Below are 23798 nucleotides of genomic sequence, written 5' to 3' on the forward strand. Positions count from 1 at the left end.
CGTGACCGCTGAACCGGATCTGCGCATCCACTTCCTCGACCACCTGATCCCGCGTGCCACCCCCGGCGACTACCGGGTCGTGGTCAAGAACACCCTCAGCGACCCCGGCGGCGAACTGGACTCCCAGGACAAGCTGCTCCCGTCCGAGGAGACCTTCGAGATCAAGGCCGTCCGCTTCGTCCTCAGCGAAGCGTCCGTCCACGCCTACTACCCGCCGCGCGAGAGCACCGGCGCCTACACCAGGACCCTGCCGCACATCACCCTCAGCCGGTCGATCCTGCCCTGGGAACGCAACCTCGCCGGAACCCGCGCCGAGCAGCCCCCGGCCCGCCCGCCCTGGCTCGCCCTGCTCGTCTTCGGCGAGAACGAACTGCCCGACGACCCCGCCGCGTCCGGGGACACCGTGCTGCGCACCGTCGAGGAGCTCCGCAACCCTGCCGAGGCAGGCGTCAAAGGCCCGGACCTGCCGTCCGGCGGCGTCGACGAGGCCGAGGCCCGGAGCAAGTGCCAGACCATCGACGTCCCGGCGGACCTCTTCAACGCGGTCGCCCCGCGCGATGACGAGATGTACTACCTCGCCCACGTCCGCAAAGTCGTCGACGCGAACAAGACCCGGGCCGACGGCGAAGTCCTCGAAGAAGGGGAGTACGCGGTCGTCAACGCCAACCGCTTCCCCCACAACCCCGGCAATTACGCCGTCCACCTCGTCTCCCTCGAAGGCTTCGAGGGCCGCCTGTCCGGCACCCTGCCCGGCGGCACCACGGCCGTCCGCCTGTGCTCGCTGCACAGCTGGAGCTTCACCAGCAGCGAAGGGCCCGCCGCCGACCCCGGAGCGCTGCTGGAGAACCTCGTCGCCCCCGGCGCCGAGGACCCCGAAGAACTCGCCCTGCGCCTGCCGGTGACCGCACCGGTCACCGACGACCCCGAGGACGACTACGTCCGCGACCGCCTGACACTCGGCTACACCGCCATCCCGCAGCTGACCCTCTCCGGCGAACGCACCTTCGCCTGGTACCGCGGCCCGGCCACGCCGGTCACCGCCTTTGACGTGCCCACCGAGCACAGCCCCGGCCCGCACACCACCTCCGACCACGCGCTCATCTACGAGCCCGAGCACGGGATCTTCGACGTCAGCTATGCCGTCGCCTGGACTCTGGGTCGCACCATCGGCCTGGCCGACCCCGAATACACCACCGCCGTCGGCCGGTCCCGCCGCGAACTCGCCAACCGGGCGACGACGCTGATGGCGCTGGCCAAAGATCCGGCGCGCGCCTCGGTCGACCCGGATGCCCCGCCCGCCCTCGGCGCGCTGCGCGAACTCGCCTCCGCACGCTTCCGCGAGCGGCTCAGCACCGGGCTCAAGAGCCCTCAGCTCCCGGACGACGCCGGACGCAGGACACCGCAGCCGAGAGTGACACGTACACAGTCAAGGTCCGTGCTCGCGGAAGAACGCGCCGTCTCCCTGCTACGGACCACCGCGGAACGCAACGCCGAGGCCATCGCCGCCTGGCAGGCCCGCCTCGGCCTGCTCCAGGGCGTGCCGTTCCACCACCTCGTGCCCGACCCGCGCATGCTGCCCCTCGAATCCCTCCGGATGTTCCGCCTCGACCAGGGCTGGCTGGACGCGCTCGTCGCCGGAGCCGCCGACGTCGGTGTGCACACCTCCGTCGACAGCCGCCTCGCCCCCGAACTCAACCGGGCCACCGCCCGGTCGGGCAGCGCGAAGCGGGCCGCCGGCGGGCTGCTCATCCACTCCGAACTCATCCCCGCCTGGCCGGACATCAAGGTCAACGCCTTCCTCAAGGACGGCACCGTCCTCACCGAACTGCGCCGCGCCAAACCGGACAAGAGGATCCTGCTCGTCCTCTGGGACGGCGTACCCGACAAGGTCGTCATCCGCGAACCGGGACAGGGCATCCACTACGGCATCGACTCCGGGAACCGCCTCGGCCTGCGCAGCCTTGCCGCCGACCCGCCGATCGGCACCCCGCTGGAGACCTACTACCCGGCCACCGGCAGCCTCTTCGACCTCCACCTGCGCTCCGACCCGGACACCGGACCCGCGGTGCTTCAGATGTTCGGCACCGGCGGCCTGGTGCCGGCCCTGGCCCGGGAATTCGGGCTCACCGACCTGGACCCCGGACAACTGGCCCTGGAACTCGTCAACGCCCCGCTGGAACAGGAAATCCTCAGCCCCACCGGCACCGCTGCCCGGACGGAGACCACCCGATGAGCGCCACGGACCTGATCGTCCCCGTCAAGGTGAACGCCCTTGTCGTCAACCGGCTGACCCGCACCGCCGAGACATTCAACCGGTGGACTCCGAACTTCGACGCCATGATCGAAGAGGGCTCGGGCGCGGAGCCGCCCCCCGGCGTCGGCACCGAGACCATGGGCCCGGACAGCGAAGGCATCTACGTCCAGTGGCAGCTGCCCGAGGCGCTGGCCAACGGGCACTACGACCAGACGACGGGGGAGACCACCTTCCCCTTCGTCCCCAACCGCTGGCTGGTCGTGCGCTACAGCACCACAGCGGCGCAGGCGGACCGCAAGGCCGCCGGGTGGATCGTGCAGAGCGACTACTTGGAAAGTCGCCCGGTCCAGGACGCCGACGGCAACGACGTCGAGGGCACCAACAAGCACCCGAACCCCGAATCGCCGGAGGGCGCTCCGCTGGAGCTGACCTTCCTCGGCCGCCGCCACGACCTCACCCAGGCGCCGTGGACCGAACCGCCCGCCCAGAAGCCGCACCTGACCGCGGCCGGGCCCGGACTGCCCGGCTTCGCGGCCTACCAGCCGTACAACAAAGACGTGTTCTCGATCCACGACACCCTTGAGGACCTCAAAGGCGGTCTGGACAACCACCCGCCCGACGCGACGCTGAGCTACTTCGTCGTCGGCTGGTACAGCGACGACACGCTCGACTACCTCAACCGCGCCGCGTCCGTGCCCGGCCTGCTCCCGCCGGACGCGGGCGGGACGGCCGACCTCCTCGAAGCCCTCGGCTGGGGCACCCCCGAAGGCACCGCCGCCGACGCCCTGGACCGCACCCTCTACAGCGGCTCGGCGCTGGGGGTCGACTGGCAGCGCGAAGGCGCCACCTACGAGTCCGACAAACCGAGCAACATCGAGTTGAGCAAGATCCTCACGCTGGGCAGCAGCAGCGCCGAGGCCCTCGGCCGGCTGGCCGCCCGCCAGACCCGGTCCGCGCGCACCGGGGACCTCGTACGCTCGCTCTTCCACGGCACCCTCGAAACACTCGACACCGCCGACGGCGAAGAGGACCTCGACACCCTCACCCATCACTCCTGGTTCTCCGGCTCCGACGGCGGCTATGTGTGGAAGGTGACCGCGCGCCCCGTCGAAGGCGACGACGAGCTGCCGCTCCCGCCGCCGGAGCCCGGGTGGCTGACCGAACTCAACGGTGTCCAACGGCGGTACGACGACCTCACACCCAGGCTCCGCCGCTCTCAGCAGCGCCTGTGGAACATCTGGTGGCTGCGCAACAAGCCGGTTCCCGCGTTCACCCCTGAGCACCCCGCAGGGTTCGACGCCGCAGCCGATGTCGAGCTCGACGAGAGCAATGCGACGAGTCTGGCCGGGCGGACCAAGGCATTGCTCGACGAGCAGTTCGTGCTGTTGAGGCAACTGCCCACCGGCGGCACCCCGGAGGAACTCGCGGCCGACATCGGGAAGTACGCGACCGAACGCGGACTCGACCCGCGCTACCAGCTGGAGCGCGTCGCCCGCGAGTCCTACTACCGCCCCGCCGACCCGGTCGTGCTCATCAAGGACACCGGTGCCAAGGAGCCCCTCACCCGGGACACCCCGCTGCCCTGCCGCCTCCCAGAGGCCCTGATCACTAGGATCACCGTCGGCGGCAAGACCTACGACCGGCCCACCACCCCGCCCAGCCCGGGACTGGCCGGACTCCCCGACGCCTGCACCCCGCTGCTCGCCGAGTTCGCCCTCCTGGACCAGGTGGCCCGGGTCCCCGGCGCTCTCGACGCGGCTCTCGCGGACCCCGCCGCCGTCGCCGGGCCCGTCCCCGAGTACACCGCGCCGTGGCGGCAGCCCTGGCTGCCCATGCACCTCGAATACGAACTGAAGTACTGCCCCACGCCCTTCCAGGCCGGCGACACCACCTACTGGACCTTCAACGGCAGCCGCTACGAATGGTCCGGCCGGGGAGCCCAGCCCGGCGGCGGCGAAGCCGACCTGCGCTGGCTCACCTTCAAGAACCGGGCGTTCCTCACCCCGAGTGCGCCGTTCGTCCTGCAGAAGCAGATCGACCGCTACCTCGACACCTACTCCGGTGCTCCCACTGAAGGCCTGCTCGCCCTGCGCGAGGAACTCGGTGACCCCGGAATGCTCTCCCAGCGTCTCGACGGCTTCCACGACTGGCTCCTCCAGCAGGACGGCACCGCCAGGACCACTGTGCACGTCCCCGAGGTCACCGCCAGGCTCGTCGGCGACATCCAGAGCGTCCCGGAAGGCGGCCCGCTCGAACCGCCCGCCGGCGACCCCGGAACACCGTTCCAGCCGGTCCGCGCTGGCCAGTTCGCCTTTCACGACCTGCGCATCGTCGACCGCTTCGGCCGCACCTACGACATCGTCAACAGCGCCAACCACGAACAGGTCTCCCTCACCCTCGCGGAGAGCGTCGCCCCTGACAGCGTCCTGCACGAGGACCTCATCGGCACCGCCCGCTTCGTCCAGCTCGGCCCGCGTCTCCTCCAGGGCGCCCGCGTGCGGCTGGAGACCGTACGCGCCGTGGACGGACAGCGGCTCTCGCCTATGGCCCGCGCGGCCACGACGGAAAGCCCCCTCGCGGGCTGGCTGCTGCTCAACCATCTCGACCAGACCCTCGTCGTCCACGGACCCGACGGCGTCGCCCTCGGTGAACTCCGCGTCGTCAAGGACATCGACGGCGCGGACGACAGCGTGTGGCTGCCGCTCCCCGGCTCGCCCCACCCCGACGTCGACGCCCAGGCGTTCGAGGACGCCATGCCGCACCTGGCCCGGTTCGTCCGCACCCTGAAGGACAAACCCGCCGCCGCACTCACCGGTCTGCTCGACACCATCGACCAGACCCTCGACACCATCCTCGACGACGCGGCCCAGGAGGACGGCTCTCCGCTGCGGCTCATCGGCCGCCCGCTCGCACTGGTGCGCGCCGATCTGGGCGTCGAGCTCGAAGGGCCGCTGCTGAGCAACCCGAGCTGGGACCAGGTGCTGGGGGAGTCGGAGGAGGAGTACGACGGCTACCGCTGGCCGGTCCGGCTCGGCAACGAGAAGCGGCTCGGCGACGGCCTCATCGGATACTTCGTCGGGGCGACCGGGCCCGATCAGGAGACTTCGTACGAGCTCTTCCACGCGGTCATGCCGCAGGGTGGTGGGGGCTATCTGACCCCGATCGACAAAGGCCACGGCCTGGCCGTGCCCGCCCGCACCCCAGACCAGCCGGTGACGCACCACCTGACGCTGCTGATGGATCCGTACGCGGCGGTGCATGCCACCACGGACATCCTCCCGGTGACCAAGGTGCAGCTGCCCGACGACCTGGTGTCCGAGGCGATGCGGCGGATCCGGGCGTCTTTCCGGCTCGGCCCACTGCTCGCGGCCGAGCGGGTCGACAAGGCCGAGGAAGCCCGGCGGGCACGGGCAGGGGAGGAGCCGACGGAGGCAGGCGTGGTGCTGCCGCAGCCCGCGTCGTGGCACGGAACGTGGAGTTGGGCTGAGCCGCGCGGATCGGAGACCGAGTGGGTGGAGCTGCCGATCGTTCCGGCTGATTCCGCGGCGCACTTCGGGGATCCGCAGGCGGAAGCCCGGTATGGATACCTGCTGCTCGACGCGACCGAAACCTCCTGAACCTCCGTTTACAGAAAGGCTGTTGCATGAGCGTTATCATGGTGAACGCCACCAACCTGCTGCCGTACGAACCGTCGACCGACCCCAAGCCCTTGCGGGTGAGCTCCGCCGAGGAAACCGAATACGGCTCCGTCAACATCAATGTCGGCGGCGGCATCACCACACCGGCCTGGTGCAACAAAATCACCGTCCGGGTGCCGGTCGGCGCGGGGGCCGAGCACCTCACCACCGAAGGCGCCGACATCAAGACCGGTGCCAGCACCGGCTGGACGCCGTCCGCCCCCACCGTCTCCGGCGGCTTCGCGGTCATCACCTTCACCCCGGCCCGCGCGGTGCAGTTCACCGGGCAGATCGTCACCCTCACCCTGTCCAACATCGCGGTCAACCGCACGGCGGGTCAGGTCTCCATCGCGATCGTCGAGAGTTCGTCGCAGACGAACGGGAGCTTCACCAACAAGGACGCTGCGGTCGTGGTGGACAAGTTCCCGGCCGGGTTCGTGTTCCGGAATTTCGCACCCGAGAAGATCATGGTGGAGAACGGTGAGGTCGCCGTGCTCCGCTGGGAGGGCTCGGACGCGAAGTACACGATGCACTGGGGCGACACCCCCGCCGGAGTCCCCCTCGACAAGGAACGTGTCTGGTCCACCCCGCGCGGCCTGACCACCGTCACCGGCTTCATGCTCCGCGCCGAAGTCACGGCCGGTGGCGTCACCCTCACCCACACCCTGACCACGGCGGTCACCGTACGCATTCCTGACCTCGTCGTCAGGAACCTAACCGTCCAGGGCCCGGCCACATTTGCCGACAGCGTCAGCCTCAGCAACACCGCCAAGGACCTGACGGTCGCCGGATCGGTGCGCGGTGCGGGCAGCAACCCGCTGCGGGTCAGCCAAAGCGCGGGTCTGAAGGTCGACGCGGTCCTGAACGTCACCGGGGCGAGCACATTCGCCGACAGCGTCAGCCTCAGCAACACCGCCAAGGACCTGACGGTCGCCGGATCGGTGCGCGGTGCGGGCAGCAACCCGCTGCGGGTCAGCCAGAACGCGGGCCTGAAGGTCGACGCGGTCCTGAACGTCACCGGGGCGAGCACCTTCAACAACAGCATCACGACCACCAGAGACGTCACCGCCGCAGGCAATATCAAGGCGGGAGGAAATCGGGTGCTCCGGGCGGGCGACACGCTCCGCTTCGTGGGCTTGTCGAGCAAGTACCTTACGGAAGATTACGACTATGGCGGCGAGACAACGGTGGTCAAAACTTTTAGGACCCTCTACCGCAATGCTAACTGGAGGGCACAGCATATCTCCTCTGCCAGCTCGTTTAGTGAGGAGCCGGAGGGAATGCAGGAGCCGGAAGCTCTCGCGCAGGATGAGCGGACCGTCACCCCAGACCCGGAACTCTGACCCGGCCGCCGGGGGGCGCCGGCGCAGCTCACACATTGGCCCCGGTCACCGTCAGTTCTGCCGACGCGGGCACCATTCTGGTCGGTGATGTGTAACAGTGCAGGCGTTCCGCCCCCCAGGCTACCGACGCTCCTGGTCACAGGGCGTGCCGGGCTACAGCAACTGGTTCCTCGCGGACGCCCCCACTGACGGAATCCTGACCGGACTGCGGGACGGCTCGATGTCGACCACTTCGTTCCACTCGCGGGCACCCCCACCAACACCTTGCGGGCGGTCGTCGAATCGGCACAGACGGGAGTAGAGGTCAGCGAGATCGTCTTCGCTGAGAGACGCAATCCCTGGGCCTGAACAGGGACGACGCCGAGGGAGCGCCGTACCCGCCTCCCCCCATGTTTGACCCGATGTTCGACCCCAGCGCCAGACATCAGAGCTCACTTCTGATGCTCGCACGCCTGGCCACATCCGGTACGACTCACAAACCGGCACCGGCGCCGCCGACGGCAACCTCCTCGGGCGCTTGTGCTCGTTCTCCCTGGTCAGGCCTGGGTTTCGGGTCGGGGACTGGCCGGACTTGGTTGTGGGGATGGGGAAGGGTTCGAGGTTGGCGGGTGGGCTGGTCGGGGTGCGGCTGGAAGTCGGGGGATTGTGGGGGTGGGTGGCGCTGGCGTGTCGTGATGGTCACGGACGTGGGAGGCGCGGTGCGGTTGCGGGGGTTAGGGGTTGCGGGGCTTGGGGTGGGGCTCTGTCTGATGGCGGGGTTGTGGTGGTGCGTCGTCGGGCGGGAAGCCGGCCGCGGTGGCGTCGGTGGCGTCGTCGTCGGTGGTGCCGGCGGCTGATCCGCGGGTGGCCGAGGAGACGGCGGTCCTGACGGTGTACGCGGCCCTGACGGCGGCGGAGACGCGGTCGTACGCGAGCACCCTGTTGGACCCGGAGCTGGAGAAGCACGCGACGGACAAGGCGTTGGCCGACATCAAGGCAACCCTGTTCTGGTACCCGCGGCGCGGTACCGTGATGAAGGGCGCCCCGGTCCACTCCTGGAAGCTCGGCTCCCTTGACACGAGTGGGGACACCTGGCGGGCGTCGATCACGGACTGCGTGGACTCCTCCGCCTACACAAGGTCGCCAAGGCCGCCGGGAAGCCTGTGACGGCCCCGTCGGGGCCGCGCCGCCACGTGGTGACCTCCACCGCCCAACGCACCAAGACGGGCCCCTGGCAGATCTACATGTCCACGATCGAGCGAGACTGCACGTGCTGACCCGCCCCCGCCCGACCGCCCTCGCCCCAGCCGCCGGGCTGCTCCTCGCGCACGCCGCGCCGGCTCTCGCGGACGGCGGGGGAGTCATCTGTCCTCCCCGGGAGTTGGACTGCGACATCACAGCTCAGGACCAGGGCAAGCCCCTGCCGGGCAAGCCTGGGCAGGGGCCTGGCAAGCCCGGCGGCGACGGGTCGGGCAAGCCGGCCGCGTGCGTGATCGACGGCGCGGAAGTCCGCTGCTGCACCCCTGAGATGGGCCGATTCAGCGCGGCGGACTCCTGCTACTGGTGCCCCCTCGACACCCCGTACGCCCTCCCGGCCGGTTTCGACACCGTTGCTCCGGCCGGCTGGAGGCCCGGGGATCCGGGCGGATCGCTGTACCTGGTGACCTGCCCCAACAGCGCTGGTGACGAGATCCGCGGGGGCCTGCGTTGGTCCGCGACCGGCCCGGCCGGTGGCGGCGTCGACGTCCAGGCCCTCGCGCAGCAAGCGGTCGAGCGGCTGCTCCTGGAGGGGCCGGACATCGGGATCGTGCCGCGCCCGGACGGCACGGGCCTGGTCGGGATGCCGGTGTGGATGTGGTCCAACCCGGGTCCGTCCCGCACCGGTCCGACGTCGGCCTCCGCGTCGGCCGGGTCGGTCACGGTCACCGCGACCGCCCGGGTGCGCACCGTGGTGTGGTCGATGGGCGCCGGCGCCACCGTCCCCTGCGCCGGTCCCGGGGCGCCGTATGAGCCGGCTTTCGGCAAGCGGTCGTCCCCGACCTGCGGTCACACCTACACCCGCACCAGCGCGCAGGCGCCCGGCGGCCGGTACCCGGTGACCGCCACCAGCACCTGGGACGTCCGGTGGGAGGGCGCGGGCCAGAGCGGCACCCTGCCCGTCACCCGCGCGAGCTCCACCAGCCTCGCCATGGGCGAATTCCAGGTCGTCGGCGTCCCTGACGTCCCGGTACACATGGGGAAAACAAGGGGGAAGACATCGGGGGAAGCGGGTACGACGCCCCCTCGATGTCGTCCCTGGTCAAACCCGGTATCGCCCGGCCGGCGACTGGCCGGACTTTCTTATATTGGGGTTTGGTTGTCGGGTTCGGTCTTCGGTCTGTGCCTTCGAACCGTCAAAAGTCCGACCAGGAACCGGCGGAGTGGCTGCCGCCGTCGGCGGACGCGGTGTGCTGGTACGGCGCGAGTGGACTGCGGCCAAGAGCCGCTGGGGCCTGGCTGTCGATGAGCTGGAGCGGGACCGGCTCCTGTACATCGCAGCCGGCTGCGGCGGCTCGCTGGTGGAGTTCACCTTGGCGCCGTAGTCGCCGGCGGTACGGCGGAGGGTGGCCGCCCTGTCGACAGGGCGGCCACCCTCCCGCGTGTAACCGCTGCTTGCCCGACCGAGCGCAGCCCCGCCAGTGCCCTTTCCGGGCCGATGCGCGTCGCTTGGCTCTGTCCCGCCTGCTACCACCCTGCTGCCTTGCTGGGATGGGCAGTGCGAAACACCCCTACCGCTTCGGGCGACAGCAGGGGCGCCGCTGCGTGAGCATGTCCCTGCACGTCGACCTGACCTGGATCCTGGAAATCGCCGAAGGCGCCGGCCACCGCGACCCCGCACCCGAAGACCTCGGCGTCCCGATCGCCGCGGTCGCCCGCCACCGCGCCGAACTCCTCGAACAGGCCGTCTACGACAACCCCTACGCCCGCGCCGCCGCTCTCGTCCACATCCTGGGCCGCTGCCGCTGGATGGAACGCTCCAACCTCGCCGTCGCCTGCGCGACCGCCGTGATGTACCTCAACGCCAGCGGCATCCCCGCCGACCCCACCCGCGAACAGCTCACCGCCTTGGCCCACGAGTTGTACGAACCCCGCTCGACCACCGCCCGCGTCACCGAACTCCTGCGCACCTGGAGCTGACGGCAGGCCGGGCAACACTTTGAGGCCGGCGCGGGCCGGTGGCCTCGGCGGGCAGGACAAGGCGTGAGCCGAGGCAGAAGCGCATCTGTCCCGCGGCGTCATGTACCTCCTCGGAGCGGGTCTCCTCCTCAAGGAGGCCCGGCAGCATCATGACGGTTCCGGCGTCGTTGCCGGTGGGCAGCTTCAGGTCGGTGTCGGTGGTGGCGTCCAGGAGTAAGCCGAGGAAGTCTTCGTCGTCCATGTCCATGTCCATGCCGGGACAAGGCCCTGCCACCACCACCGGTCACCGCCCCAGGCCTGCGGCAGTGGGGCCGGTACCAGCAGGGGGTCCCTTTGTCGGCTTGATCCTTGAGGTCGCGATGATCTTCGTGGACCTCATGGGTCAAGCTCAGCCCGGCTGGCCGAGGGAGCCTGCCTCAAGGGTCGCGCGGAGGGCGGCCAGGGTCGAGGCGATGCGGTTCAGCTCGTCAGGGGGAACGGTCGCCGTGAGCGCGGTGAGTTCGCTGGTGACGACGGTGCGGGAGGCGGCCAGTTGTTCCTTGCCCTCGGGCGTGAGGCGAAGGACGGACGAGCGGCGGTCCTGGGGGTGCGCGACCCGCACGCACCAGCCCGCGGCCACCAGTCGATCGACGGCCTTGCTGACGGCTCCCACTGTGATGGCCAGCTCGCCGACGATGTCGAGCACGCGGCATTCCGGCACGCGGTCGATGATCTCCAGAAACTCGAACTGCCCCAGGCCCAGATCTTGTTCGGTGCGCAGCCGGGCGTTCACCGCGTTGTAGAGCCGGGTCTCGACGCGGACGAGATCAGTGAAGATCGATGTGATGTGGCTCACGACACCTCCGATAGATTCCTAGGAATCATCTTCCTTGGAATGTGGTTAACTCTGAGAGATTGATTCCTGGGAATCCATCTTCTCATCCTGATCACTGGAGGCCACCATGTCCCGACAGCAGCGCGAGGCTCTGGATGCCCTGCTCCGTTCCGCTCCGCGCGGCGGGACGCCGCCCACTGTCGAGGAGCAGCGCAGCGGTTTCGCCGCAGCTCTGACCAGGCCCGCGCCGGACGGCGTGGTCACCCGCACGACCGTCCTGGGCGGGCGGCCGGCCCTGGAGCTGATACCGGCCGAACTCTCCGGCCGCGGCCGGCTGCTCTACCTGCACGGCGGCGGCTACGTCGTCGGCTCACCCCACACCCACGCCGGGCTCGCCGGTGAACTGGCCCTGCGCACCGGGCTGCGAGCGGTGTCGGTGGACTACCGGCTGGCGCCAGAGCACCCCTTCCCCGCGGCCGTCGACGACGGGCTCGCTGCCTACCGCGAGCTGCTGGCAACGGGTACCGACCCGCGGGAACTCGTCGTGGCCGGCGACTCCGCCGGTGGCGGTCTGAGCATCGCCACCCTACTCGCGGCCCGCGAGGCCGGACTCCCGCAACCAGCCGCCCTGGTCACCTTCTCCCCGTGGGCCGACCTCACCCTCACCGGGGAGAGCATGCGCTCCAAAGAGGATGCCGACCCCATCTTCACCGAGGCCGACGTACGCGCCTATGCCGATCTGTACGCCGCCTCGGCCGACCGCACACACCCCCTGGCGAGCCCGGTGCTCGCCGACCTCACCGGGCTGCCCCCACTGCTCGTGCAGGTCGGAGCCAACGAGGTGCTGCTCGACGACGCCGTCCGGCTGGCTGGCCGTGCGGGCGCCGACGACGTCGACGTCACGCTCGAAATCGGGCCCGGCCTTCCCCACGTCTTCCAGCTCAACTACGGCCGGCTCGACGAGGCGGACGCCGCACTCGACCGCGCCGCCCGCTTCCTCACCACACACCTGGGCGTCGAGCGCCTCGAACTCGCCCACTGACGCCTGCCGACCGGGAGGACGTCGCCCGATTCCACACATCCTGCTGCCGGGGAACTCCAGGGGGCCGAAGGGAATCTCTTCGGGTAAAGCGAAGAGCCTTGGCCCTCGCCGGCCTCCAGACAGCTCTCCAGCACGACGGCATGCCGCCGGACATCAACGACAGCCGAGAAAATGCCGCGCGCCTTCACGTGCGCCGGCTACGGATAACCGCGGAGCGGGCGGGCGCGACGGTCATGGCCACGCGGGTCAGCGGGCCCGCCTGGGCCGACGTGCGAAGGAGGACCTGGGCGGGCTCCACCCGCCGGCCTGCCAGGCCGGCGCGCGTGTACAGGGCGGCCACGCTGTACCTGGTGCGGGAGCTCGGATCCCGCTTGCAGCAAGGTGCAGTGCCAGGAGCGCAGGCGGCGGAATCAGAAGTGAGCCGGGGCCGGCCGCGCGGAGCCTGCAGGGGTCAAAGGTGGCGTCGGCGTCGGCGGCCGGGCGCCTGTGTCGGGAATGATCCCGGAACCGGGACCAAGTCCCCGCCGACCCCGACCCCGACCCCGACCCCGACCTGACCGTCCGGCTGACCTGCCCGCGCGCTCGCCTCGACCAGAACCCCGACACGGGGGAGTGGACGCTCGCCGCCGCCGGCACCGCGTGGGACTTCGCCGCCCCCCGCAGGCCCCCTCCTCACCCGGCTGACAACCGGGCAGCCGGCCACGCTCGGCGAACTCGCCCAACAGGCGGGCCTGCCCGCCGCCGACGTCGCGGCGCTACTCAGCGTTCTCGTGCAGGGCCAGGCCGCCACCGTGATCGGGGCCAGCCGGTGACGGCCGAAGCAGCCCTCGGCACTCACCGAGTCCGCGCCGCCGCCGAAGCGGCGCGGACCGCGTGCGAGGGCGGGACCGGCTGGATCCACACCGCCCCGAACTACGGCGCCTGCGCCGCCCACGCGGAGCTCCGCCCGGTCCTGGACGCCTTCCCCGCGGTGCGGGTGGCGACGAAGACCGGCTTCTACACCCGCGCCCAAGGCCAGGCGGCCGTGGGCGGGACCGGCGGCGTGAGCGGCTGACGTCCCGCGCCGCGTGGACGGCGGGTGAATCTGTCGTTCAACGACGCGGAGCTGTAGGTCGTCCGGCTGGCCGCGGGGCGGGAGGGGATGTCGCCCGCGTCGTGGGCGGGACGGCAGGTGATGGCGGTCGCGCAACACGTGTTGGTGCCGGTCTCGCGGGATGCCGGGGACGTGCTGCGGGAGCTGGTCCAGGCCCGGGTTCACCTGCGGGAGAACGTCGCCGCGCTCCGCGCCCTGACCGCCGGCGGCCCGCCCGTGGCCGGCCTCCCGGAGTCGACCGTCGTCGTGGTGGAAGCGGCGTTGGCGGCGGTGGCCCGGGTGGACGGGGCGACGGTCCAGGTGATGCGAGAGAGGCGCCCGCGGTCGTGATGCCGAAGAAGGCGGAGACGGGTTCGACGACGATCGATCTCCTGGACTATCTCTTCGGTCCGGGTGAGCGTGACGAGCATGTCGACCCTCGCCTCGTCGCGGGTTGGGATCCGGATCTGCCGTGCCCGGCCCGCACACCCGGACGCATGTCGCCAGCCGATCTGGCGCTGCTCCCGGACGCCCCGGTGGAGGCGCTGCGCGGCCCGAAGCCGGCCGAGCACGTGTGGCACGTCTCGGTCCGCAATCACGCCGGCGATCGCGTGCTGTCGGACGCGGAATGAGCGGAGGCCGCGGCCGCCATGGTGCACGCCGCGGGCATCGCGGAGCACGGCGACGAACAGGCCTGCCGGTGGATCGCCGTACACCACGCGGACGACCACATCCACATCGCGGCGACCCTCGCCCGCCAGGACGGCCGGCACCCCCGCGTGCGCGGCGACATCCTCAACATGCACACCGCCGCCCGCGCCTTCGAGGCCCGTTGGGGCCTCACCCCGATGTCCCCGTTCGACCGCACCGCGCGCCGCCGCCCGGTCACCGGCGAGGCCGAGAAAGCCGCCCGCCGCGGCCTCGCGGAGACGGCCCGGGAGGTGCCGCAGCGCACCGTCCGCACCGCGGCCGCGCTCGCCCGCGGTGGCACCGATTTCCTCAACCGGCTCCGCGACGCGGGCTTGCGCGTGCACGAACGCCGAGACGACGACGGGACTCTGGTGGGGTACTCGGTCGCGCTGCCCGGGGATCGCGCCGACGGCGGTACCCGTCCGGTCTGGTTCGCGGGTTCGACGCTCGCCTACGACCTGTCCCTGCCCCGCGTCCGAGAACGCTACGAACCCCTTGTCACCGAGGCCGACTGGGCGCTGGCCAAGCACCGGATCCGCGAAGCGTCCGCTCTCCTGGGCCGGGCCGGGCCGGGCCGGGCAGGACGAAGGCGCTGGCGACGTCGCCGCCCTCGGAGACCTCCTGGCGGTAGCCGCCGCCCATGCCCCGGCTCTCGTCCGAGACCGCGTCTAGGCGGCGGCCGACGCGTTCGAGCAGGCCGCCCGCGCCCCCCGGCGCCCGCTGTCTGGAGGGCCGGGCCCGTGCCGGATGGCGCGCCTCGACGAGGGCCTTGGAAGACGCCCCGTGCGCAGCCCGGGTCGGCGGCGCCGCGGTGGTGCTGACGCTGCTGCTCGCGCTCGTGGAGGCGGTGGAGGCCGCTGTCGACTGGCACCGTGCGCAGCAGTACCGGGCGCAGGCGAAGGCCGCCTGCGAGGCGGCCGTCCTGTTGCGGGAGGCAGTCGGCCTGACCGGCGTCCCACCCCCGACCTCGGCACGTTCCTGCCGCAGATGGGCCGCATGACCGCAGCGGTCCACCAGGCCGTGGTCGCGAACGCGGCCCGGACGAAGGCGGAGGGCACCGACCGGTGGGCCGACCTCCTGAAGGCGACGATGCCCGAGGGCCTGGTGCGCGACGCGATCCTCGCCTCCCCGGCCTGGCCCGACATCGCGGCAGTGATGGGCCAACTCGACGCTCGCGGTATCGACGTCGCCCGGATCCTCCTCGACGCGCGCGATGCCGGAGCGGGCGTCGACCAGGCCGTCGCCGCCGTCACCACCGCGGCCGCCAACAAGGCACCCGCGCCCGCCCCGGCCATCCCGGCCCCCGCCCCCGCCCGCCCCTCCGCGACAGGGGTGGGAGCGGTCTTCGCCCGTCACCTCGTGTCGATCGTCCAGGAGGCAAAGACCTTCACGGAGGGGGACGGGCAGCGCGTCGGCGTCATGACATGGGACCTGGCCACCGCGTTCCTCGCCCACCCCATCGACGCCTCGGCCCGCCTGCCGCCGCGGACACGTCGGCAGCTGCTGCTGAGAAGGCTCGACCTCTTCATCGAGGACAACCTCGCCGATCCGCAGCTCTCGCCCGCCCGTCATCGCCGCACACCACCACATCTCCGTGCGGTTCCTGCACCAGCTCTTCGCGGGACGCAAGGAATCGGTGTCCGAGACGATCCGCAGGCGTCGACTGGAACGCTGTTCCGCCGATCTCCTGGATCCGCTGCTGGCGGCGCTGCCCGTGCACGCGGTGGGAACACGCTGGGGCTTCACCGACGCCGCAGGTTTCAGTCGTACGTTCCGCGCTGCCTACGGCGTCTCCCCGCAGGAACACCGGCGCCTTGCGGCGAGGCAGTACGGATGACTCCCGGGCACGGACTCGGGACGGCGGGCCGGACGAGGCAACCGTCGAGCGGGCGCGATGGAGGGCGGGGCGCACCGGCCGTCAACAGGTCAGACGGCGAGCGAAAGGCCGGCCCGCTCGGCACGTGCCTGGTCCCGGTGTCCCGGTGCGAGGAGCACGGGGACGCGGATGCGCCGAGGACGGAGGGGCACCCCGGCGGCGGGATCCGATGCACCGCGCTTGCGCAGTCAAGGGCAGATACGAGCGTCTCGGACCCGTCTGACCTGGGGGGAACAAGCCGTGGTGGCTGACCTGTCGGGGCCACGTGCAGTGCGGCGTCGCTGGGTCAGGCAGCCACAGTGCGGCGCGCGGTTCTCCCCATTTCCCGTGGCTCGCATATGTGCGAGCAGTACGAGGTCGAGCTTGTTGGCTGGAAAGGGCTGGTTGTCCATCAGATACGAGCAGGTGAGGGTGAGGTCATGAACAAACTGTCGTCTGTCCGCAACAAGCCGATGAAAGCACTCGGTGTCCTGCTCTTCGCCGGTGCGGCAACCCTCATGGTTTCCGGCCCGGCTTCGGCCAGCACCGACTGGCAGGTTGTCACTACCGACTCTGGGGCCCCAGGCGGAATCGCTCAGTGGGAAGGCCCGGACACGTTCCGGGTCTGCGACAACCAGGCTGACGGACTTCGCGCTTGGGGCCGAGCCTCGTGGACCGACAGCGGGGGCACGCACTACGTGTCCATCGAGGACGCGAACGGGGCCGGTACGTGCACCACGGGTCACACGATCTCCTTCAGCGGGAGTACTACCGTCCACCTGGACATCTGTCTTCGATCCGGTCCCACCGGGGCGATCCGGTACTGCCGCAACGGAAGCGGGCCGGCCAACTGAAATACGGCTGGACTGACCAGATGGCCGCTCCAGGGGTATCTACTGGGTAAGGTCGCCTGATTTCGCACTCGTGCGACACAAGACGGAGTAGCCCCGGACCACACGGGTCTGAGGGCTTCTACTCCGCGGCAGGTCCGGTGGTGGCTGGTCAGCCGGTGGGCTCTGCACACGGACAGCGGCAGCCGAGGGCGCGGGGATGACGTAACCGCGGTCCCTGCGGCAGGTACGGCGGGCTTTCTTGGCGGTGGCCAGAGCAGGAGCCGGATCCCACACAGCAGCGGGGGCCGCCACCCAACCCGGTGGCGGCCCCCGCTGCTGTGGACCTGGGTCGAGACGGTCGGCGAGCAGACGGCGATCATCGGGGTCCGGTGGCCTACCAGCCGCCACGCCTGGGCGTTCTGCGCGAGCAGGTCCGGGGTGGGGACGGTGACTAGGATCCGGCCGCCCGGGAAGCACTCCAGCGGGCTTCGATTGGGGGACGAACTACGCCTGACTATGGGACAGTTCATGGTCTCGTGCCACCGGTTGCCGGGGGGAAGGGCGGATGATGGCGCAGGAAGAGAAGGTCATGCTGACGGCTCGCGAGGTGAGCTACTTGTGGCCGGGCGTCCGTACTCACTCGGTGTATGTGAATGCGCTGGCCCATGGGGTGCGGATAGCAACGGATAGCTGGCCAACCACTACGGGGTATGCCTCCAAGGTGCGGTATAACGCCGACGACGTGCGCCGAGTGGCCCCGCAGGTAGCAGCCGAGCCACTCAAGGGGCCGTCCCAGGTACCGTGCTGTCTGCTGCTGATCGTTCTGGTAGCGGGACCGTTCGTGTGGCTGGCGATACACATAATGAGCGAGAGAGGGTGGAGCGGGTGGTGAAGGGGGTCTGCCGCACGATCGGGTGAGGACTGGGCCCGGGCTCGGTCGTCCCCCCGGCGGGCGGCGGTCTCCGTGTCGTGCCGACAGCCCTCCAGCCGCCGCTCCTGGTCGAACCGCAACAGGGCCGCCCGGTTGAGGTGTTCCGCGGCGGTCATGCGTGCCTCCCCCCGGCCCGCTCGTACCGGGCCCTCGGCCGGTCAGCCGCCGGTCGACGGCCCGTGCCCACCGGATGATCCTCCGGCCGAAGAGCCGGCGCCAGACGGCCCGGTGACAGCGCCCGCCCAGGGAGGGCCGGCAACAGTACGCCCCGGGGCTCCGAGGACACCAGCCGTGGATCCCGCCGCTCCCGCCGGAGTCGGCCGTCAGTGCCTCCGCGTACGCGCCGAGCCGCTTCTGCTGCTCCGAGGTCACGTGCCGGATCTCCCAGAGCAGCGAGGCGCTGTCGACCACCACCCCCACCCTGGCCCCCAGCCACCCTGGCCCCCAGCCTGGCCCCCGGGCAGGTGCCACCGCGGGGGTGTCAATGCCGGCAGGACAGCCGGACGCGCAGGAGCTCGGTCCGCAGCACGGGTGTGCCGTCGACCGGTGCCGGGTCCTGCGCGGTCGGCTCGATTCCTCCGGCGGCGGTTTTGTCGAGTGTGGCCAGGCCGTCGGGGCCGACCGTGCCGAACACCGTGTAGTTCGGGCGTAGTGCGGAGTCGCCGTAGACGACGAAGAACTGTGAGCCGTTCGTGTCCGGACCGGCGTTGGCCATCGCCAGCACGCCGCGCCCGTACAGGCGGCGCGCCCCGGTCGGATCGGTCGGTGCGGGTGGCAAATCCACCGGTAGCTCGTCCTTGTACTTGTACCCGGGCCCTCCCTCACCGGTCCCGGTCGGGTCGCCGCACTGCAGGACCTTCAGCGTCGGATACGCCGTCAGACGGTGGCACACCGTTCGGTCGTAGAACCCGTGCCGTGCCAGGTGCAGGAAGCTCTGGACCGTGCACGGCGCCTTGGCCTGATCCAGACGTAGCGGGAGCGGACCCTGGCTGGTCGCAACAGCCATGTCAACCGTGCCACGGCCAGGGGTGCGCCGCGGGTCGGGCGGCAGTGGAACATGACGCGCGGGCGGCTCGTCCGGGGTCTGTGCGTACCGGCAAGGGCCGTGCGTGGTACGCGGCGGAGCGCCGTCGGAAGCGGTGGCGGCACTTCCCCCGGACACGACTAACGTCACGGCCGCAAATGCGCTGATCAGTGCTCGGTTCATCTTGCGCGCCCTCCTGATGATCGCCAGGTTTTGGAGCGGTCGCAGTCTAGAGCGTGGTGTGGTCGGCGGGAATGGCCAACGACAGGAGGCCGGCGAGGGGCGCCGGCCCAGGACCGCGGCGGTCGGACCTGGTGGCGGCCGCCGGGCAGCACCCCGACGGCCTGGTCCTCGACGGCGAGCTCGTCGTCCGGGACACCGCGGTCGGCCGGCTGTCGTTCCAGACGTTGCAGCGCCGCCGCCCGCGCCCGCGGTGCCCCGGCCCTGGCCGCCCGGTGACCGACCCGCCCGGACGCCTGACCGTCGCCGCCCGGCAGGGGCGACACCTCCCCGTAAGACTCCTCCCCGCCGTCCGGGAGGGGAGGGGGCAGGTGACGGTGACGCGCAGGACGTACCGTTCGCCGCCGCTGATCGCCTGTGCCTGTCCCTACAGGTCCGCAGGCGAGAAGCCGAGCAGTGCCCGGTCGGCCTCGCGGGCCGGCAGGGGCAGGATCTCGGCGGCGGGCCGGCCTCGGTGCGTGCGGGCGAGTTCGGCGACTGCCTGTTGGCAGGGGGCGCCGAGGTGCCGGCGCTGTCGTCGGGGAATGATCCGGCATCCAGCCACTCGCCCTCGACCTGGTGCCTTCGCCTGCTCGCGCTCCACCACGCCCGCCGTCGCGGCCCCCGCTCACCGCCGGCAGGCCGCGCCGGCCAGGGGCGCGGGGCGTACGCGGTGACGACTCACCCGGACGTGGGGGCCGCGGTGTGCCCAGGGAGCGTGACGTGGGGCAGGGGATCGCAGGGGGTGATTACCTATCGTGGTGCTGTGATCTGCGGTGTTGCCGTGTCAGCCGCCGTTCTCCCGGTCTCCTTCGCCACTTCGGCGGGTGCCACCGACGTCGTCGGCGTCGGCAACAGCGCCCACGACAACCGCTGCACCAACCAGGGTGGTCCGCCGGCCTCGGCGGCCACCGCCTATGCCGCCGGTGTGGTGAGCGCCCTCACCGCGGCCGTTCCCCCGGGTGTCCCCACCAACCACTGCGGTGGTCTCGGCGCGCCACTCATCGACCAGGAGGTGAACAACGTCGTGGAGTGCGGCGGCGGGATCGGGTCCCCGCAGTGCGCCGGCAACAACGTCCAGACCGGCGGATCATTCGGCGGGGGCACCGTGAGCGGGGGAGGCGCCCTCGGTTGACACGGTGTGGCAGCCCACGTCCTGCCGCACCCTGCCGGCACGGCCTGGCGTACGACCCCGGCAAGGGGTGGTCCGTGCGTACGGCACACTCGCGCGGCGCGACCGCCCTCCGGGCCTCCCGGCCGTGACAGGAGAGGTCGATGCGGCTGCGGGAGGCGATCGATGGAGCTGCCGCCGACGGGCTGCCGGGGAAGCAGTGGGAGTTCGAGCGGATCGTGCTTCTCGTCGTTGCCGAACTCCCTGGCCAGGAGCACCCGCCGCCGGGCCACGACCACCCGCACACCTGAACCGGACGTCGGCCGTTCCAGCATTCCGGAACGGCCCCCGAGTCACCGCGCCCGGTCGATGCCGAGTTCGGCGAGCGGGGCGAGCTGTTCCGGGTCGAGTCGGTCGTGGCGGGCTTTGATGTTGCCGATCCGGATTCCGGTGCGGTGTTCGGTCCGGTCGGTCAGGATCTGGATGCCGCCGCGCCCGGGCAGTCGGCCTTCCCGTGCGACGTACTGCGCGAGCGCCTCGACGCCCTTCTGGAACGCCCCGCCGCCCGTGTCCGGCCAAGGGACGCTGCGGCGGCCTTCGTGGGGGCCTTGCGGGTCCGTGCGGCCTTCTTGACGCCCGGCTCGTCGAGTGTGCGTTGCTGCTCCTTGTTCGGCCGGCCCCGGTCCCGTTGCCGGGTGGCGCGCCGGCTGTGGGCGTGGTGCCGCTGCAGTCGAGGGTCGATCCGCTCTCGCGCGGGTTCCGGTCCGGATCGAGGGCCGTGGGCTTCTCCGGCCGCGGGCCGGTGCGGCCTTGGTTCTTCCCGAGTCCGTCGGGGCGTCGGATGTTCGTCGGCCACTGCCCCACGGCCTTGTCCAGGCGGTCGGGTGCCGCGCGGCGCGTTCAGGGTCCCGTGGAGCTCGAAGTAGGCCCGCGCGGAGGCGAGGTGCCCTCACACCCGCCACGGGTGTGCGTTTTGCACACTTCACATGCGGAATGCGCATGCTTCTCGGGTAGGGTGGATTTCATGGTGATGAGTACCGAGGAGACGTTGCGGGTGACGGTGACCGCGGTCACCCACCGCACCGGGGAGCAGCAGGCCGACGTGGCAGCGGCCTTGGGGCTGACGCAAAGCCAGATCAGCCGCAGGCAGCGGGGTCTGGCCTCCTGGAGTCTGGCCGACTGTGATCGTCTCGCCGCGCATTGGGGCATGTCCGTCCTCGACCTCTTGGCGGGCCCGACGCATGCTCTGACCCGCCTGCCCGCCGACCGGGTGGCCGCCGGCGCCACTCAGACCCTCCTGCCGCTCGACATTCCGGCCCCGGCTCAGGTCGAGCCCGGCCCGGTCGAGCCGGCTCCGACCCCGGTCGAGCCCGCTCCGGTCGAGCCGGGCCCGGTCGAGCCCGCTCAGGTCGAGCCGGGCCCGGTCGAGCCCGCTCAGGTCGAGCCGGGCCCGGTCGAGCCGGCTCCGGTCGAGGCCGCCCGCAGTGCCCCGGGTCGGCGCGCTCCCGCCGCCGAGCCGGCTCCGGCCACGACCGCGCCCCGGCGCGCCCCCGTGCCGGCCCCGGCTGTGCCGCCCGTGCCCAAGCGTGTGGCGGCGCCGGCTGGTCCGCCGGCGGATCGTGTCCGTGTCCGTGTGGACCACGAGTTGGCCGCGCACGGAGGCGACCAGGACGCGGCGCGGGCGGCCCTCATCAAGACGGCCATCCCGGACGTGATGGACCTGTTCGCGGCGTCTCGGGTCGGTGGCCGGTACGAGCACTCCGAGTTCCCGCCCACGGCCGGCATCCTTCAGAAGGCGTCGCAGAAGGGCGCTGACCAGATCTGGGAGGGCCGCCCCAAGTGGCGGGCGGAGGAATTGCACCGCGCCGCGCGCGCCGGTCATGTCCGCCTCGACGTGACCGCTCTGGACATGAACGCCGCCTACCTCGCGGCGTTGAAGACGTGGTTGCCGATCGGCAAGCTCGTCCACTCCGAGGGCGCGGAGCACAACCCGAAGCGCTCGGGTGTCCACCGGGTCACGCCGGCCGTGTGGGAGATGCCTGATCTGCCGTCCCCGCTGGGTGCCCGGAAGGAGCCGGGGGACCTGTGGATTACCGAACCCACCCTGCGACTCCTGCTGAGGTGCGCGAAGTTGGGGTTCTGCCAGGCGCCGGTCATTCACGAGTCGTGGACGTCCGGAGCATCCGAGGGCCTGTTGGAGAAAATGCGCCGCACTCTCACGGAGGTCCGGAAAGAAGCCATCGCCAATGGCGATGACGTGACAAATGAGTACGTGAAATCCATGTATTCTAAGTTCGTGTCAACCATCGGTGAGAGCACGGCGAATCGGGAAATCCGGCGCCCCGACTGGATGCACATCATCCGCTCCCAGGCATTCGCGAACCTGTGGCTGAAAGCGCATAAGGCGCACGCCGCCGGTCTGACCGTGGTGGAAATGTCCGGCACCGACGAACTGCATGTGGCCGGTGACTGGCAGCAGGTGTTCCCGGAAGGCCGCGACCTCACCCAGGTCAAGGCCAAGTCGATCTACACGCTGGGGGAGTAGGCCGTGAGCGGAGCAACCGACCTCTGGGGCGAATGGCAGAAACACGGCGCCCAAGGCATGAGCGGTGCGCAGGCCTTGGCCGCCGAGATCGATCGGATCGCCGGGGAGGGCGGTATTGCGACGCCGGTCACCGCGAAGCGCGGCCTGTCCGCGCGGCTGCGGTACCTGTCCAGCGGTCCCGGCCGGCAGGTCCTCGCCCACCATGGCGTCAGCGCCCGTCTGCTGCGCTCCTGGGACCGCGGCGTCCGTCCCAGTAGGGAGAAGCTGGACGCCGTGGACAAGGCGTACCAGGAGCATCGTCGGGCCAACCTCGTACGCTCCGGGGCGTTGAAACGCCTCCTGGACAACGGCGGCCAAGGTCGGCGGATCGAGATCTACCCGGTGGACCAATCGGCGGTGGACGAGAAGCGCCGCCGGCCCACCGTCAGCGAGCGGTCCGTGCAGGCCCGGTACATCTGGGACGACGCGGTAGACGCCTGGAGCCAGGGCGACATGTCCACCCTGGACGAGATCTGGGACGACGTCATCACAGACCTGGATTCCGACTATGCGGCGTACGCATACGTCGGTTCCCTCGGTATCGGTGCCTAAAAGCAGCAGCCGGCCCGGATTTCCTTGGCTACCTTTCAGGAGATCGGTAAATCGTCGAGTCGCACCATGAATGTGACGACTAGCCCCACGTGACCCGGGAGGGCGTTCACCGTATGCGGCGGGCGCCTTTCCTGCATGAGGGGTGTGTGGGGGAATGCGGGAGTTGGGAGTCGAGTTGAACCCGCTAGATTTCCGCATTCGGCGTCCTCCGTATAAGGCCGCAGGCGAATTCCGGGGTTTCGTGGGCGAGTTGTCGTATCTGAAACTCACCATATTGGTATAGACCTCTTGTCAGGGTTGTGTTCGGGTGGCCGGGGGCCCCGGTAGAGGGTTCAGTTCGGTCTGATGGTGCGCTACTCTCGGTCGCGTAGCGGCCGACGGGCCGGCTGTTCAGGGGAGTGGGAGGCGCTGAGGTGCACAAACACCAAGCCCAAACCCCCAACTCCTCCACCACCACTCTGATCAGCGAAAACGCGCGACAGCAGCCCCCATCGCCGCTGCCGGCCAGGGTTCGGCCGGAGGCCGGACCCCTCGGGCCGAAGGCCCGCCTAGGTCACCGAAGGTGACCTAAAGTCAGGGCCGGAGGCCCGCCAAGGGCGCGGAGCGCCCAGCATCTTGACGGCCCGTAGGGCCGTCGCGTC

Annotated in this window: 22 protein-coding genes; 17 read left to right on the plus strand and 5 right to left on the minus strand. The window is 70.8% G+C overall.

The window, feature by feature from the left end; genetic code table 11:
* Position 1 precedes the first annotated feature (1 nt).
* The 4 genes from OG906_RS38260 (at position 2) to OG906_RS38275 (ending at position 8420) form a co-directional block, all read left to right on the plus strand.
* Positions 2-2233 carry a hypothetical protein gene (locus OG906_RS38260; protein ID WP_329448902.1) on the plus strand — a complete coding sequence of 744 codons (2232 nt, stop codon included), beginning with the start codon at positions 2-4 and terminating at the stop codon, positions 2231-2233.
* On the plus strand, positions 2230-5871 hold the full coding sequence (locus OG906_RS38265; protein WP_329448903.1) for a hypothetical protein: 3642 nt from the start codon (positions 2230-2232) through the stop codon (positions 5869-5871). The genes OG906_RS38260 and OG906_RS38265 overlap by 4 nt, the downstream gene beginning before the upstream one ends.
* A 38-nt stretch (positions 5872-5909) precedes the next feature.
* Positions 5910-7274: a hypothetical protein gene (locus OG906_RS38270; RefSeq protein ID WP_329448904.1), complete on the plus strand. Its 1365-nt coding sequence runs from the start codon at positions 5910-5912 to the stop codon at positions 7272-7274.
* A gap of 843 nt (positions 7275-8117) precedes the next feature.
* On the plus strand, positions 8118-8420 hold the full coding sequence (locus tag OG906_RS38275) for a hypothetical protein (protein WP_329448905.1): 303 nt from the start codon (positions 8118-8120) through the stop codon (positions 8418-8420).
* A gap of 885 nt (positions 8421-9305) precedes the next feature.
* Here the strand turns inward: OG906_RS38275 and OG906_RS38280 are convergent.
* The gene (locus tag OG906_RS38280) at positions 9306-9443 is read right to left on the minus strand and encodes a hypothetical protein (protein ID WP_329448906.1); all 138 of its coding nucleotides are present in this window, start codon (positions 9441-9443) and stop codon (positions 9306-9308) included.
* Between the two features lie 257 nt (positions 9444-9700).
* Between OG906_RS38280 and OG906_RS38285 the strand changes: the two genes are divergently transcribed.
* Both OG906_RS38285 and OG906_RS38290 read left to right on the plus strand, forming a co-directional pair.
* Positions 9701-9835 (plus strand): hypothetical protein, encoded by a 135-nt coding sequence (locus tag OG906_RS38285; RefSeq protein ID WP_329448907.1) that lies wholly within the window; start codon positions 9701-9703, stop codon positions 9833-9835.
* A 226-nt stretch (positions 9836-10061) separates the two neighbouring features.
* On the plus strand, positions 10062-10430 hold the full coding sequence (locus OG906_RS38290) for a fic family toxin-antitoxin system, toxin component (protein WP_329448956.1): 369 nt from the start codon (positions 10062-10064) through the stop codon (positions 10428-10430).
* Here OG906_RS38290 and OG906_RS38295 read toward each other — a convergent pair.
* Positions 10402-10671 (minus strand): hypothetical protein, encoded by a 270-nt coding sequence (locus OG906_RS38295; RefSeq protein WP_329448908.1) that lies wholly within the window; start codon positions 10669-10671, stop codon positions 10402-10404. The genes OG906_RS38290 and OG906_RS38295 overlap by 29 nt on opposite strands.
* Before the next feature lie 147 nt (positions 10672-10818).
* Positions 10819-11265 carry a MarR family winged helix-turn-helix transcriptional regulator gene (locus OG906_RS38300; RefSeq protein ID WP_329448909.1) on the minus strand — a complete coding sequence of 149 codons (447 nt, stop codon included), beginning with the start codon at positions 11263-11265 and terminating at the stop codon, positions 10819-10821.
* A gap of 106 nt (positions 11266-11371) precedes the next feature.
* On the opposite strand from OG906_RS38300, the gene OG906_RS38305 reads away from it, so the two are divergent.
* The 7 genes from OG906_RS38305 (at position 11372) to OG906_RS38335 (ending at position 15885) form a co-directional block, all read left to right on the plus strand.
* Complete coding sequence (locus tag OG906_RS38305; RefSeq protein WP_329448910.1) at positions 11372-12286, plus strand: alpha/beta hydrolase; 915 nt, start codon at positions 11372-11374, stop codon at positions 12284-12286.
* 808 nt (positions 12287-13094) lie between these two features.
* Positions 13095-13340 carry a hypothetical protein gene (locus OG906_RS38310; RefSeq protein ID WP_329448911.1) on the plus strand — a complete coding sequence of 82 codons (246 nt, stop codon included), beginning with the start codon at positions 13095-13097 and terminating at the stop codon, positions 13338-13340.
* Between the two features lie 120 nt (positions 13341-13460).
* A complete protein-coding gene (locus tag OG906_RS38315) occupies positions 13461-13709 on the plus strand; it encodes a hypothetical protein (protein ID WP_329448912.1) in 249 nt (82 codons plus the stop codon).
* Positions 13706-13990, plus strand: a complete 285-nt coding sequence (locus tag OG906_RS38320) for a hypothetical protein (protein WP_329448913.1) — start codon at positions 13706-13708, stop codon at positions 13988-13990. The genes OG906_RS38315 and OG906_RS38320 overlap by 4 nt, the downstream gene beginning before the upstream one ends.
* Positions 13991-14008: 18 nt before the next feature.
* The gene (locus OG906_RS38325; RefSeq protein ID WP_329448914.1) at positions 14009-14869 is read left to right on the plus strand and encodes a hypothetical protein; all 861 of its coding nucleotides are present in this window, start codon (positions 14009-14011) and stop codon (positions 14867-14869) included.
* Positions 14860-15048: a hypothetical protein gene (locus OG906_RS38330; RefSeq protein ID WP_329448915.1), complete on the plus strand. Its 189-nt coding sequence runs from the start codon at positions 14860-14862 to the stop codon at positions 15046-15048. The genes OG906_RS38325 and OG906_RS38330 overlap by 10 nt, the downstream gene beginning before the upstream one ends.
* A gap of 594 nt (positions 15049-15642) precedes the next feature.
* Positions 15643-15885, plus strand: a complete 243-nt coding sequence (locus OG906_RS38335; protein WP_329448916.1) for a helix-turn-helix domain-containing protein — start codon at positions 15643-15645, stop codon at positions 15883-15885.
* Positions 15886-18148: 2263 nt separating this feature from the next.
* Here OG906_RS38335 and OG906_RS38340 read toward each other — a convergent pair.
* Positions 18149-18874: a peptidylprolyl isomerase gene (locus OG906_RS38340; protein ID WP_329448917.1), complete on the minus strand. Its 726-nt coding sequence runs from the start codon at positions 18872-18874 to the stop codon at positions 18149-18151.
* Positions 18875-19298: 424 nt separating this feature from the next.
* Positions 19299-19475, minus strand: a complete 177-nt coding sequence (locus tag OG906_RS38345) for a hypothetical protein (protein ID WP_329448918.1) — start codon at positions 19473-19475, stop codon at positions 19299-19301.
* A gap of 219 nt (positions 19476-19694) precedes the next feature.
* Here OG906_RS38345 and OG906_RS38350 point away from each other — a divergent pair, with 219 nt between their 5' ends.
* From OG906_RS38350 to OG906_RS38365, 4 genes are all read left to right on the plus strand, one after another.
* Positions 19695-20045, plus strand: a complete 351-nt coding sequence (locus OG906_RS38350) for a hypothetical protein (RefSeq protein ID WP_329448919.1) — start codon at positions 19695-19697, stop codon at positions 20043-20045.
* Between the two features lie 140 nt (positions 20046-20185).
* Positions 20186-20332: a hypothetical protein gene (locus OG906_RS38355; protein WP_329448920.1), complete on the plus strand. Its 147-nt coding sequence runs from the start codon at positions 20186-20188 to the stop codon at positions 20330-20332.
* Positions 20333-21045: 713 nt separating this feature from the next.
* Positions 21046-22566: an acyltransferase gene (locus OG906_RS38360; RefSeq protein WP_329448921.1), complete on the plus strand. Its 1521-nt coding sequence runs from the start codon at positions 21046-21048 to the stop codon at positions 22564-22566.
* 3 nt (positions 22567-22569) lie between these two features.
* Complete coding sequence (locus OG906_RS38365; RefSeq protein WP_329448922.1) at positions 22570-23157, plus strand: hypothetical protein; 588 nt, start codon at positions 22570-22572, stop codon at positions 23155-23157.
* Positions 23158-23798 lie beyond the last annotated feature (641 nt).

The organism is Streptomyces sp. NBC_01426, from assembly GCF_036231985.1.
Classification (GTDB): Bacteria; Actinomycetota; Actinomycetes; order Streptomycetales; family Streptomycetaceae; genus Streptomyces.

What these genes read in the sequence shown, in the direction of transcription:
- OG906_RS38265 (WP_329448903.1), top strand. Translation starts at nt 2,230, where the DNA reads ATGAGCGCCACGGACCTGATCGTCCCCGTCAAGGTGAACGCCCTTGTC.
- OG906_RS38270 (WP_329448904.1), top strand. Translation starts at nt 5,910, where the DNA reads ATGGTGAACGCCACCAACCTGCTGCCGTACGAACCGTCGACCGACCCC.
- OG906_RS38280 (WP_329448906.1), bottom strand. Translation starts at nt 9,443, where the DNA reads ATGGCGAGGCTGGTGGAGCTCGCGCGGGTGACGGGCAGGGTGCCGCTC.
- OG906_RS38290 (WP_329448956.1), top strand. Translation starts at nt 10,062, where the DNA reads ATGTCCCTGCACGTCGACCTGACCTGGATCCTGGAAATCGCCGAAGGC.
- OG906_RS38295 (WP_329448908.1), bottom strand. Translation starts at nt 10,671, where the DNA reads ATGGACGACGAAGACTTCCTCGGCTTACTCCTGGACGCCACCACCGAC.
- OG906_RS38305 (WP_329448910.1), top strand. Translation starts at nt 11,372, where the DNA reads ATGTCCCGACAGCAGCGCGAGGCTCTGGATGCCCTGCTCCGTTCCGCT.
- OG906_RS38315 (WP_329448912.1), top strand. Translation starts at nt 13,461, where the DNA reads ATGGCGGTCGCGCAACACGTGTTGGTGCCGGTCTCGCGGGATGCCGGG.
- OG906_RS38325 (WP_329448914.1), top strand. Translation starts at nt 14,009, where the DNA reads ATGGTGCACGCCGCGGGCATCGCGGAGCACGGCGACGAACAGGCCTGC.
- OG906_RS38340 (WP_329448917.1), bottom strand. Translation starts at nt 18,874, where the DNA reads ATGAACCGAGCACTGATCAGCGCATTTGCGGCCGTGACGTTAGTCGTG.
- OG906_RS38355 (WP_329448920.1), top strand. Translation starts at nt 20,186, where the DNA reads ATGCGGCTGCGGGAGGCGATCGATGGAGCTGCCGCCGACGGGCTGCCG.
- OG906_RS38360 (WP_329448921.1), top strand. Translation starts at nt 21,046, where the DNA reads ATGGTGATGAGTACCGAGGAGACGTTGCGGGTGACGGTGACCGCGGTC.